An 11,576-nucleotide genomic window follows, 5' to 3' on the forward strand; every position below is an offset into this window, starting at 1 on the left:
GCTCTACGCGCGTGGTGATCCGACCGGGATCTCATCGGTGAGCCGGCGGAACACCTGGATATCCAACCGGTCCGCCGCCTCCCCCGCGTCCTCTGTCTTGAGCCAGATCTGTCCATCCGGGCGCAGGTCCGGCAGGGCCATGGTCTCGCCCTTTACGCGCAGGCCCACCCGGCCAGTGTCGGGCGGGAGCGCGAGGGAATCGGGCAGTCGGTCCCATTGCAAACGCCCGCTGATCCGATGGGGGCCGGGCCCGAGGCGTAATACCGGTCGGCCATCCCGCTCCCCGACAGCAGCCGCGTCTCCATCGACTTTGACCTCCTGGGGCCAGTGCCGGCGATCGCCGGGCAGTGCCACGTCGACCTCCCGATACACGGCCGACGATTGCTCGAAGGTCCCGCCGCCGTCTTCGAGCGTCAGCTCGACCGCGCTCGGCCAGGCGCAACGTCGCGCGCGCGGATCGCTGAAGAGGGCCGGGCAGCCCAGATCATCGAGGCCGTGCAGCACCCAGGCAACCCAGGGCTTGAGCGGTTCGGGCACCGCCTCGGGGGCCAGCGGGCGGGCCTCGAGCACTGCGAGGCGGGCCACGGCCAAAGCGAACGCCAATAGGAATCTCACGCGCATGGTGTACCTTCCGCGGGGCCGGCTCCGGTTGGGGGCGTAGTCTATCCCTGGCAAGCGTGTCGGGGCATGGGGCCCGGGTGCCGGTGGCAGGGTGTCGGATGATCGGATCCGTGCGCTACTTGAGCCCTTAAGGCGATTCTGGTACAAATGCGCCCCTCTCGTTCGGAGAGGTCGACCCGGTGTCGCTGACCAAGAAACCAGCCAAGCATGCGGCGATTGATTCCGCGCCGCCGAAGCGCCCCGCGTGGGGTGAGTACTCCGGGTTCACACCCTACGATCCGGAACCCGGCGAGGACTACATGGGTCCGCGGCAGGTCGAGCATTTCCGCCAGATCCTCTTGGCGTGGCGTCGCGAGCTGATGGACGAGGTGGAGCGCACCGTTCATCACCTGCAGGACGATGCCGGCACCTTCGCGGATCCCAACGATCGGGCCACCCAGGAAGAGGAGTTCGCGCTGGAGCTCCGCACCCGGGAGCGGGAGCGTAAGCTCATCAAAAAGATCGGGGAATCGCTCGCGAGCCTCGAGCTCGGCGATTACGGTTACTGCGAGGTCTGCGGCGTCGAGATCGGCATCAGGCGCCTGGAGGCACGCCCCACGGCGACGCAATGCATCGACTGCAAGACCCTCGACGAGATCAGGGAACGCCAGCTCGGGTGATCGCTAACTCGTGGTGATCGATCCTTTCCTGTAGGGCGCGTTCGGTGCGCGGTCTGCGCCGTAACCCGCCAAGGCAATCTTTACAAAGCGCTCCGCAGCCCCGCCTCCGTCGCGGTGCGCTCAAAAAGACGCCGCCGTTTCTCATACGCCTCGCGCGTGATCGCAACGTCTTCGAGAAACGGTCCCAGCTCCTCGATCGTCAGGGCCTGCGGACCGTCCACCAGTGCCTTGGCGGGGTGGGGGTGGAAGTCCGCCAGCACCATGTTGGCACCGGCGATGACCCCCTGGGCCGTCGCGTGCAACACGTCCAGGATCCCATCGGGTGCGCGGCCCCGCGATCCGACCGAGTGGGAGGGATCGATGCACACCGGCATACGTGTCAGGCGCTTCACGGCCGCGATGTGGGCGAAATCCACGAGATTGCGGTGCGGGTCTCCCATATTGGTCTTGACGCCGCGCAGGCAGAAGACCACGTTGCGGTTGCCCTCGCTGGCCAGATATTCGGTGGCGTTCAGGGACTCTTCGAGGGTAATGCCGAAACCGCGCTTCATCAGGACCGGAAAGCGTCTCTGGCGCCCGGCGCATTTCAGGAGTTCGAAGTTCTGGGTATTGCGCGTCCCGATCTGCAGCATCACGCCGGTGGGATCGCCCGACTGGCGCAGGGCCTCCGCGATCTCCTCGATGTTAGCATCGTGCACGATCTCCATCGCAATCACGCGGATGCCGTATTTCCCCGCCGACTCGAACACGTACGGCAGGCAGTCCTTGCCATGGCCCTGGAAGGAATAGGGGTTGGTCCTGGGCTTGTAGGCGCCCATGCGCGTGCATACCTGGCCGTGGTCTCTCAAGGCACGCAGCATGGCCTCGACGTGCTCGCGTGTATCCACCGCGCACAGGCCGGCGAAGATCTGCAAGCTGTCCTGCCCGAAACGCACGCCGTTGTACTCGAAGTGGCTCGGCCGCGTGTCGCCCTTGTGCCGGCCGAGGACCCGATACTCCTGAGAGACCCGCACCACTCGTTCCACGATCTCGAAGCCTTCGATCTCCTTGCTGTCCAGAGGCGAGGTGTCGCCGATGAGATAGATCTCGGTCAGCGTCTGCTTGGCGCCGACCTCGATGTGGGTGCGCGGCCGGACCGCGGGCAGCGCCGCGAGATGCTCCATGAGCCGCTGGTATTCCTGGTCGTTCTTGTTGGCGTCCGGGTGCAGGATGATGATCATCGGACTTGCCGTCTGTTATCGAATGCCGCGCATCATGCGGCATCGCCGTCGCGCCGCACGGGGAACATCGCGGACAGGTTATTTACTCTCTGGCCGCTCGCCGAAACCCTCCAGCCAGCGGGTGTAAACAGGGTCGGCTATCCGCCGCAGCGCGCGGACCCGCTGCGGCAGGGCGCGTGTGATCTCGGTCTCCGTCTGCACTCGGCCCGACGGACCATCGGCAGGACGGAGCGCCTCATGATAGCGTGCCACCCACTCGGTGACCATTTTGGGCGTGACCTGAAGGTGGCATTGAAGGGCCAGGACCTTGTCCATGACGAAGCCTTGATCGCCTTGCACTTGATCGCCCCGAGCTTGATCGCCCCGAGCTTGACCGGATCGTATCAGGGCGTCCGCACCGGTGGGGCGGGACAGGGTCGTGTCGCGCCAGTGGAATACCTCGGTATCGGCCGGGAGGCCTTGCCACCAGCGTTTCGCGAGGGTCCCGCCCGCCGCCTGCACCGGAAACCAGCCGATCTCGCGGTTCGGGTCGGTCGCCACACTGCCTCCCAGGGCCAGGCACACGATCTCCGCTCCGAACCCGTGGCCGATGACCGGGAGGCCTCGATCGCAGGCCTCGACGACCACATCGCATTCGCGTTCGAACGTCGCGGATCCCGCGGCCGCGGACGCCTCCCGCGGCCCGCCCATGACCACGAGCCCGGAGGCGTGTGAGAGCGTCGCGGGCATCGTCTCGTTCTGATCGAGCCGAAACAGCTCCAGCGGCACGCGGCGCAATGCCAGGAACTCGGCGAGATAGCCCGGTCCGGCACCGTCGGCATGGCGGATGATGAAGACCGGTTGCACGGGAACCTCGAGCGTTATGGCTGCACCCGGAGGTGCGATTCTAGGCCCGGTCGAAGGGAAACTGAAGCGGTTTCATCCAATATTCAAGATTGCGCCGCTCAGGCCCTCGGCGGGTCCTCGCCGCGCTGAATATCGAACTTGCGCATCTTTTCCACCAGTGTGGTGCGCCCCATCCTGAGACGCTGTGCCGCGTGCGCGACGATCCAATCGGAGTCGTCCAGGGCCTGCATGATGAGCGAGTATTCGAGGCTGTCCAGATGTTCTTTGAGGTTCAGTCCGGTGCGGGGCAGGCGCGTGAGGCCCAAATCTAGGTCGCGCTCGGACACCCCGGCCGCCCCGTCTGCCGTAACGGGTGGGAAGTCCGATCCCATCAGATCGGCGGCCTGGTACTTGACTGGCAGATCGGGCAGGTCCACGAGGCCGTTCGGGCACAGGATGGCCAGGCGTTCCATGAGGTTCGCGAGTTCGCGCACATTGCCGGGCCAGGGATAGCGCACGAGCGACGCATGACAGCGCGGGGTCAGACGGATGCGGCCTCGGCCCTCGTATTCGCCACGCGCGATCAGCTCTTCGATGAGCAGGGGCAGATCCTCGGTCCGTTCGCGCAGGGGCGGCATCTCGATGGGGAAGACATTCATGCGATAGTAGAGGTCCTCGCGGAACGCCCCCCGGGCGATGGCCTCTTCCAGGTTGACGTGGGTCGCGGCGACGATGCGCACATCGGCCGTGAGGCTCTTGTTGCTGCCCACGCGCTCGAAGGTGCGGTCCTGGAGGACACGGTTGAGCTTAACCTGCATCGTGAGGCTCATATCCCCGATCTCGTCCAGGAAGAGCGTGCCGCCTTCGGCCAGCTCGAAGCGCCCCTGGCGCGTCGTAATGGCGCCGGTGAAGGCGCCCTTTTCGTGCCCGAATAACTCGGACTCTAGGAGCTCCGAGGGGATGGCCCCGCAGTTGACCGGAACGAACGGGCGGTTGCGGCGCTTGGAATGATAGTGGACGTGTCGCGCCACCACCTCTTTTCCGGTCCCGGACTCGCCGGTGATGAGGACATTGGCGTCGGTGCCGGCCACCATGGCGATCATCTTGGTGATGCGCTTGATAGCAGGGCTGGTCCCGACCAGGCTGCGAAACAGCTCGACCGGTCTGGTGCCGTTGCCCTGGCGCGATGGTCGGTGCCGCTCGATCTTGCCGAGGGCCGCCATCAGGTCGTCGTGGCGCAAGGGCAGCCACACGGTGGCGACGCCGGCCTCGCTCGGCGGGCGCGGCGTCCTGGGGTCGAGGATCAGCAGCACCGCGATGTTCGGGTGCTGTGCTTGAAGCTGTTTCACGAGCTCCTTCCGAACGGCCGGCAGGCCGACATCACCCAGAAGGACGAGGTCGCAAGCCGGCATCTCCGCCAGCGCCTCCTGAAACTGGGCCGCTTCGCAGCTCGCGATCCCCTGGAACTCGACGAACTCGAGAATGGCCCCGACGCGCTGTCGGCTTCCCGCATCGTTGTCGACGACCAAGGCGTGGTGGTGGTACACGGGCGCTTGCATCGCTCCTCTCAGCGGCTAGTTAAACACCTGCGGGGTCGGATGTCAAAAATATGGCGGCGGATGCGCCTCTGGATCCCCCCTTTTCGCCAGGGGAGTACTAGGGGACATGAGCCGGTCGGCACCCCACGGGCAACTTGGTTTACAATACCTGCGAGCGAGGGAACGCTATGAACCATGCGCAGCGGGGGCGAGCAGGGCCGTCGCCCGTCCATCGCCCACCACCGGACGCTTCCCAACGATGACGCCGACCCTACCGCCGACTGCGATCCCGGCGACCTTGATCGATGGGGATGGTATCGGGCCGGAGATCGTTACGGCCGCCCTCGAGGTCCTGGAGGCCGCCGGCGGCCGCTTTGAATGGGACGTGCAGCTCGCTGGCATGGAGGGCCTGGCCAAGACCGGCGATCCGTTGCCGGAGGCCACCATCGAGAGCATCCGGCGCACCCGCCTGGCGCTCAAAGGCCCCCTGACGACCCCCGTCGGTGGCGGGTATCGTTCCGTCAACGTATCGTTGCGCAAGACTTTCACGCTGTTCGCCAATGTGCGACCGGGCAGGAGCCTGTTCCGCGGCGGACGCTACGAGGACGTCGATCTGGTCCTGGTGCGGGAGAATACCGAGGGGCTTTACGTCGGCGTCGAGCACTTCATCCCCATCGACGACGACCCCAGGGCCGTGGCGGAGGCCTCCGGTATCATCACCCGCTCGGGTTGCAGGCGCATCGCGCGCTTCGCCTTCGAATACGCCTTGAGGCATGGGCGCAAGAAGGTCACCGTGATTCACAAGGCCAATATCCTCAAGAAGCTCACCGGCTTGTTTCTCGAGACGGCGCTCGATATCGGGCGCGAATACCAGGGCCGGCTGCAGATCGAAGAGCGCATCGTGGACAACTGCGCCATGCAGCTCGTCATGAACCCGCAACAGTTCGACGTGATCCTGACCACCAATATGTTCGGAGACATCCTCTCCGACGAGATCGCCGGGCTGGTCGGGGGTCTCGGCACCACCCCGGGCGCGAACATCGGTGCGAACGCCGCGATCTTCGAGGCCGTGCACGGCTCGGCCTCCGACATCGCCGGACAGGGCATCGCCAACCCCACGGCTGTGATCATGGCGGGGGCGATGATGCTCGACTACATCGGGCTCATCGGGCCGGCCGAGCGGGTGCGGCGCGCGGTATCTCTCACGCTCGACGAAGACCGGATCAGGACCCGCGATCTCGGCGGTAGGGCCACGACCGCCGAGTTCACGCGCGCGGTGGTGAAACGGGTCCAGGCCGAGGCATGAGCGCCGAGCCATGAAAACTTCGTCTTCCTTCGGGGGGGCAGGCCCGGACGCGGACGGCCTGTGGATGGTGACGACGGTCGCACGGTTTTTCGTGGGGATGGGCCCGCTGCGCAGCCTGCTCGCGATCGCAACGGTGTCCCTGGTCGCGCTCGCCCCGTTCGCGCTCTTGGACCCGAGCGGCGTGATACAGGGTGCGGTCGCGCCGGCCCTGGCCACCTTGGTCGCCTTCGTCTTGCCGCTCGACATGAGCATGAGCCGGGTCTTCATGTCGGGGGCGGAAGCGCCCGAGGTCGCGCGGTATGCACGCATCATCCGCTGCGAGGCGTGGCTCCTCGTGCTGCTCGTTTCGGTCTGGGTGCCGACCCTCTGGGCGCGGTTGGGTTCGGGGTGAGCCGAGGGGCCTCGGCAGTGGTGCAGACTGCGCTTGGCCCGCGGAGGGCCGGTTCCGATCAGACCGGATCGTACGCTCCCCCCACGCTCGACGGCGTGCCAGGGCCGGGTCGTTCGGAAACCGAACGCCGGGTACGATGAGCGACCCAAACGCCGAGACCTTCGATCTGCGCGTGATGACCTACAACATCCACAAGGGCTTCAGCACCGGCAATACCCGATTCGTCCTGCACTCGATGCGCAAAGCGATGGTCCAGACCGAGGTGGACCTGATTTTTCTACAGGAGATCCAGGGCGAGCACGCCTACCGCGAGCGTTTCATCGACGACTGGCCCGACATCCCTCAGCTCCAGTTCCTGGCCGGGGGGATCTGGCCCCACCAGGCCTACGGCAAGAACGCCATCTACGACGCCGGTCACCACGGCAATGCCATTCTGAGCAAGCACCCCATCGTGTCCTGGGAGAACATCAACGTCTCGGGCAATCGGCTCGCGAGCCGCAGCGTGTTGCACGGCGTGATCGAGCCCCCCAAGGCCCAGGGGCCGGTGCATGTCATCTGCGTTCATTTCGGGCTCCGCGCGGTCGAGCAGCGGCGGCAACTCGGGGTCCTATGCGAGCGCATCCGCTCGCGCGTGCCGAACGATGCGCCCCTCATCATCGCCGGCGATTTCAACGACTGGACCGGCCAGACGGGTCGCCAGGTGCACGATGATTTCGGACTGTCGGATGTGTTCGTGACCCTCACACGGCGCCCGGCCAGGACCTACCCGGTATGGCTCCCGCTCCTGCCGGTCGACCGCATCTTCTACCGCGGGGCCCGGCCTACGGCCTGCCGGTGCTTGAGCGGGGATCCATGGCGCAGGCTCTCGGACCATGCGGCCCTGTATGCGGCGTTCGCTCTCGACACGGGCGTGTCCGCGGGTGAACGCCCCGTCGAGGGCGCTGAGACGGTTCGAACCCGGCAGAGACGCCGGGTGCGCTGATCATGCGCTCGGCGATGCAGATGAGTTACAAGCTGGCCCGCCGTTTGGTCATCGGGTCTTTCGGGCTCACCGTGCTGTTGGTCGGGGTCGCCATGATCGTGTTGCCCGGCCCCGCGTTCATCGTGATCCCGGTGGGCCTCGGGATCCTCGGGATCGAGTTCGCCTGGGCGCGGCGGTGGTTGAAAACGCTGAAGGATCGGACCGCGGGGGCAGTCGAGGGGTTCTTGGGGTCGTCCCGCCGGCGCGACCCCGGAGGGCAGTAGGTTTTTTCACAACTTCTGGGGCGTGCGCCATGGCTTTATTGAACGGCATCGCGAACCTGCCCAATCTCCTGAGCTGTTTCCGTTTCATCGCGGCGCCCTTGCTCCTGGGCCTCGCCTGGCACGGCTATCCGCGGGCCTATGTCGCCGTCTTGCTGCTGTCGTTCGCGAGCGATGCCCTCGATGGATTCCTGGCGCGCTGGTTTCACCAGGAGTCCGAGCTCGGGTCGATGCTGGACACCGCGGCCGATGTGGTCATTTATATCACCATCCCCATCTCGGCGTGGTGGTTGTGGCCCGAGCTCTTGCGCCAGGAGGCCCCGTTCGTCACGCTGGTGATCGCGAGTTACTCCGTGCCGGCGCTCTTCGGGCTCCTGAAGTTCGGGTCGCTCACGAGCTACCACACCTGGGCCGTGAAGCTCGCCGCCGCGGCCGCCGGGGGCGCGGCGCTCGTCATGTTCGCGGGGGGGCCGACCTGGCCCTTCCGGCTGGCGACGCCCCTCTGTGTGCTCGCCGCGCTCGAGCAGATCGCCATCACCCTGGTCTTGCCGGAATCCTGGTCGGATGTCCGCTCGCTATGGCACGTGCTGCGGCAGCTCGGCTCGGCGCGCTGATCGTGGTCTTGCTCTCCATTTAGCACGTGAGTATCCATTGCGGTCGGTGATAGCGGTGAGACCCAAGAAATACAGGCTCTGGATAATGTCGTGGGCCTTCGCCTTCGCATTCGCCGGGGAGCCCGTGCTGGGCGTCCCCGAGTCGCTGGCGACCTTTGCGGGGGGCTGTTTCTGGTGCATGGAGGAGGCATTCGAAAAGATCCCCGGCGTGGTATCGGTCACCTCGGGCTATACCGGCGGCGAGCCGGTCAGCCCCACCTACCAGGACGTCTCGGACGGGGGCACCGGGCATGCCGAGGCGATCGAGGTCCGCTATGACCCCTCGCGGGTGAATTACGGGCAACTCTTGGAGGTCTTCTGGCACAACATCGATCCGCTGACCCCGAACGCCCAGTTCTGCGACCACGGCAACCAGTATCGCTCTGCGATCTTCTACCACCACGACGAGGAGAAACGGCTCGCCGACGCATCCAAACTGGGCTTCTCCCAATCAGGGCGTTTCCAAGCGCCGATCGTGACGGAGATCGTGGCGGCGGGGGCCTTCTACCCGGCCGAGGAATACCACCAGGATTACTACCGGAAAAACCCAGTTCGCTACGAGTTCTATAAATACAGCTGCGGCCGCGCCAAGCGGCTAGAGGAGCTCTGGGGCAGCCCCTAGCGGGGCCGATGGCCATTCCTTCCCCGCCGTCGCCCAAGACCCCACGGAAATCATACGCTGCACCTCGTCGTTCCGAAACCCGAGCGCCATCGGACGCTTCACCCCCGGGAGCGCCACCACGTCGTAGAGCTCCGTGACCACACCGCTCAAGCGCACCCAGTGCGGCGTGTCCCCCGTCCGTAGATCGATCACGAGGGCCCCCGTGCGTGCCTCGGCCCCTTTAGCCGCGAGCGCCGCCTCGAGCCCAAGCCCCTGGAAGGTGCGATTCTCGCGCGCACGGGACAGCCCCACCACGGCATAGTCCCCATGAAACGCCAACCCGCGCGCATAGCCGGCGCAGAAAGCAACGGGCTCGAAGAGCCCGCGCTCGAGGTCCACATAACCGAATTGCCCGCGGCCCGAATCGAGCAGCCAGAGCTTTTCTCGGTAGAGCCGCGGGGAGTGGGGCATGGAGAGTCCTTCGAGGACCACCTCGTTTTTTGGCACATCGATGACCAATCCGCCGCCCGCCCGATGCTCGCGCCAGCCATCGGCGACGTCGCTCCGGCCGACCGCGGTGACATAACGGGGCACGCCCGCCTCCATCGCGAGCCCGTTCAGATGGCAGCGGTCCTCGGCGGCGAGCTTCGAGATAAAAGGCGGTTTCCAAAGGGGGACAAAACTATGCCGCTCACTCGCCGTCGCTAAACAACCGAACAGGGTATTGACGAAGACCGGGCGCCCCTCGGGATCCACCCCGATATCGTGGATATCCAGATCCCCGGTCGTCCATCCCACTCGCGGCACATAGAGTCGGTCGTAACCTTGATAGGTCTCGCCGGGGCCGAGGCTGTTTTCGAAGCGCCAGAGCTGGAAGAGGGTGCTCAAATAGAGCGTCTGCCCATCGCCCCAAAGCCCCATGCAGCGGCTCAAGGTGCGGTTGAAGACGGAAAGCCTGCCATCCCGATTGAGACCCAGGAAAAAGAGCTTGCCCGCTTGATAGGTGGTGAAGCAGAGGCTCAACCGCGCTTCGGCGAGCCAGCCCGTGAAGTGGCGGGAGCAGAAGACCTCGAAGATCGGCTCCGTGGCGGGGGGTGGCGATGCGCCCTCGGGCCGCGAGCTCATGACAAAGCTCCGGGTAAGCGGGCGAGGCCGTCACGTGTCGGCATCATCACGCTCCGTCCTATGCCACTCGGTAACATTAAGGCGCCAGGCATCGAATTGACCTCCTCGAAGCGGGATAGGGGCGCTTCGCAACTTGGGATCATTCCAAATTCCGACCGCCCCTGCCAGCCGTCCTCGCTGCCCGCTCCCGCCGACGTTCGCTTCACAAACACTCAGAGTTTGTGAAAAAATCGTCGCGAGCGAAGGGAGGTCGTGTTCCGCCGGAGCGCAGGAACCGGAGTGTATATTGAAATACATGAGGATTCCGAGCACCGCCGGAACACGAGATCCCGAGCGCAGCAGATTTTTTTCACAAGCTCTCAGGGCTTACGGCACGCCACGCGTTTGTTCGCAGCTCGTGGCCGTATCGGTTCCGCGGCCGCCGTTGCATTTATCGCTGGAACCGGGGCCGCCGTCCATGGCGTCGTCGCCGCGCTGCCCGAACAGCCGGTCGTTGTCCGTGCCTCCCTTCAAGACATCGTTGCCACCCCCGCCGAACAGTTGGTCCTTGCCTTGGTCGCCGAATAGCCGATCGTCACCCTTGCCGCCACAGATGACGTCATTACCCCCACGACCCCGGATGATGTCGTTCCCGCCGCGTCCATGGATGACGTCGTTGCCCGAAGTGCCGACGAGCGTGTCGTTGCCAAAGGTCCCGACGATGGTCGCCGGCAAGCCGTTACACCTGACCGAGACCGGTGGCGCCGCTTGGCCGAAGACCACATAGCTCGCACCGGAGCTCTCGCCGTTCGGGCCGGCGCCGGGCGCCCCGATGAGGAGGTCATCCATCCCGTCGCCGTTGACATCCCCGGCCGTGCTCACCGCGAAGCCAGAGCCGTCACCGGCCGCGACGCCCGAGAGCCTGAAGCCGTTGGTGCCGTCGAGGGCCGAGAGCTCGAGGTTGCCACTGCTCCCCACCCCCGCGCCGCCGAAGACTACATAGCTGGCACCGGAGGAGTCGCCGTTCGGGTCGGCTTCGAACGCCCCGACGAGGAGGTCATCTATCCCATCGCCGTTGACATCCCCGGCCGTGCTCACCGGGAAGCCCGAGAAGTCACCGGCCGCGACGCCCGAGAGCCTGAAGCCGTTGGTGCCGTCGAGGGCCGAGAGCTCGAGGTGGCCGCCATTCCCGACCCCCGCGCCGCCGAAGACCGCATAGCTCGCACCGGAGTAGTCGCCGTTCGGGTCGGCGTCGGATGCCCCGATGAGGAGGTCATCTATCCCATCGCCGTTGACATCCCCGGCCGTGCTCACCGCGCGGCCCGAACGGTCATAGGCCGCGACGCCCGAGAGCCTGAAGCCGTTGGTGCCGTCGAGGGCCGAGAGCTCGAGGCTGCCCCTGCTCCCCACCCCCGC

Annotated in this window: 12 protein-coding genes and 2 pseudogenes; 7 read left to right on the forward strand and 7 right to left on the reverse strand. The window is 65.9% G+C overall.

Going from position 1 to position 11,576, the window contains the following annotated elements; genetic code table 11:
* Positions 1-3 precede the first annotated feature (3 nt).
* Positions 4-621 carry a hypothetical protein gene (locus tag M3461_01700; protein ID MDQ3773169.1) on the reverse strand — a complete coding sequence of 206 codons (618 nt, stop codon included), beginning with the start codon at positions 619-621 and terminating at the stop codon, positions 4-6.
* A 215-nt stretch (positions 622-836) separates the two neighbouring features.
* Here M3461_01700 and dksA point away from each other — a divergent pair, with 215 nt between their 5' ends.
* Complete coding sequence (dksA, locus tag M3461_01705; GenBank protein MDQ3773170.1) at positions 837-1,280, forward strand: RNA polymerase-binding protein DksA; 444 nt, start codon at positions 837-839, stop codon at positions 1,278-1,280.
* Positions 1,281-1,360: 80 nt separating this feature from the next.
* Here the strand turns inward: dksA and M3461_01710 are convergent, their stop codons facing one another.
* From M3461_01710 to M3461_01725, 4 genes and pseudogenes are all read right to left on the reverse strand, one after another.
* Positions 1,361-2,500 carry a 3-deoxy-7-phosphoheptulonate synthase gene (locus M3461_01710; GenBank protein ID MDQ3773171.1) on the reverse strand — a complete coding sequence of 380 codons (1,140 nt, stop codon included), beginning with the start codon at positions 2,498-2,500 and terminating at the stop codon, positions 1,361-1,363.
* A gap of 78 nt (positions 2,501-2,578) precedes the next feature.
* Positions 2,579-3,346 carry a hypothetical protein gene (locus M3461_01715; protein ID MDQ3773172.1) on the reverse strand — a complete coding sequence of 256 codons (768 nt, stop codon included), beginning with the start codon at positions 3,344-3,346 and terminating at the stop codon, positions 2,579-2,581.
* Positions 3,347-3,444: 98 nt separating this feature from the next.
* A pseudogene (locus M3461_01720) lies at positions 3,445-4,479 on the reverse strand (sigma-54 dependent transcriptional regulator).
* Between the two features lie 117 nt (positions 4,480-4,596).
* A pseudogene (locus M3461_01725) lies at positions 4,597-4,884 on the reverse strand (hypothetical protein).
* A gap of 238 nt (positions 4,885-5,122) precedes the next feature.
* Between M3461_01725 and M3461_01730 the strand changes: the two are divergent.
* The 6 genes from M3461_01730 (at position 5,123) to msrA (ending at position 9,077) form a co-directional block, all read left to right on the forward strand.
* Positions 5,123-6,169: an isocitrate/isopropylmalate family dehydrogenase gene (locus M3461_01730; GenBank protein MDQ3773173.1), complete on the forward strand. Its 1,047-nt coding sequence runs from the start codon at positions 5,123-5,125 to the stop codon at positions 6,167-6,169.
* Positions 6,170-6,179: 10 nt separating this feature from the next.
* Positions 6,180-6,560, forward strand: coding sequence for a hypothetical protein (locus M3461_01735; GenBank protein ID MDQ3773174.1), 381 nt, complete (start codon positions 6,180-6,182; stop codon positions 6,558-6,560).
* 136 nt (positions 6,561-6,696) lie between these two features.
* On the forward strand, positions 6,697-7,542 hold the full coding sequence (locus tag M3461_01740; GenBank protein ID MDQ3773175.1) for an endonuclease/exonuclease/phosphatase family protein: 846 nt from the start codon (positions 6,697-6,699) through the stop codon (positions 7,540-7,542).
* A gap of 2 nt (positions 7,543-7,544) precedes the next feature.
* Positions 7,545-7,805: a PGPGW domain-containing protein gene (locus M3461_01745; GenBank protein MDQ3773176.1), complete on the forward strand. Its 261-nt coding sequence runs from the start codon at positions 7,545-7,547 to the stop codon at positions 7,803-7,805.
* A gap of 29 nt (positions 7,806-7,834) precedes the next feature.
* On the forward strand, positions 7,835-8,416 hold the full coding sequence (locus M3461_01750) for a CDP-alcohol phosphatidyltransferase family protein (protein MDQ3773177.1): 582 nt from the start codon (positions 7,835-7,837) through the stop codon (positions 8,414-8,416).
* 85 nt (positions 8,417-8,501) lie between these two features.
* Positions 8,502-9,077: a peptide-methionine (S)-S-oxide reductase MsrA gene (gene msrA / locus M3461_01755; GenBank protein MDQ3773178.1), complete on the forward strand. Its 576-nt coding sequence runs from the start codon at positions 8,502-8,504 to the stop codon at positions 9,075-9,077.
* On the opposite strand, the gene M3461_01760 is transcribed toward msrA, so the two are convergent.
* Both M3461_01760 and M3461_01765 read right to left on the reverse strand, forming a co-directional pair.
* On the reverse strand, positions 9,051-10,181 hold the full coding sequence (locus M3461_01760; protein MDQ3773179.1) for a TIGR03032 family protein: 1,131 nt from the start codon (positions 10,179-10,181) through the stop codon (positions 9,051-9,053). The genes msrA and M3461_01760 overlap by 27 nt on opposite strands.
* A 366-nt stretch (positions 10,182-10,547) precedes the next feature.
* The coding region (locus M3461_01765; GenBank protein ID MDQ3773180.1) for a hypothetical protein at positions 10,548-11,576 on the reverse strand (1,029 nt) is incomplete at its 5' end.

The sequence above is a fragment of the Pseudomonadota bacterium genome (assembly GCA_030860485.1).
In the GTDB taxonomy this organism is placed as follows: Bacteria; Pseudomonadota; Gammaproteobacteria; order JACCXJ01; family JACCXJ01; genus JACCXJ01.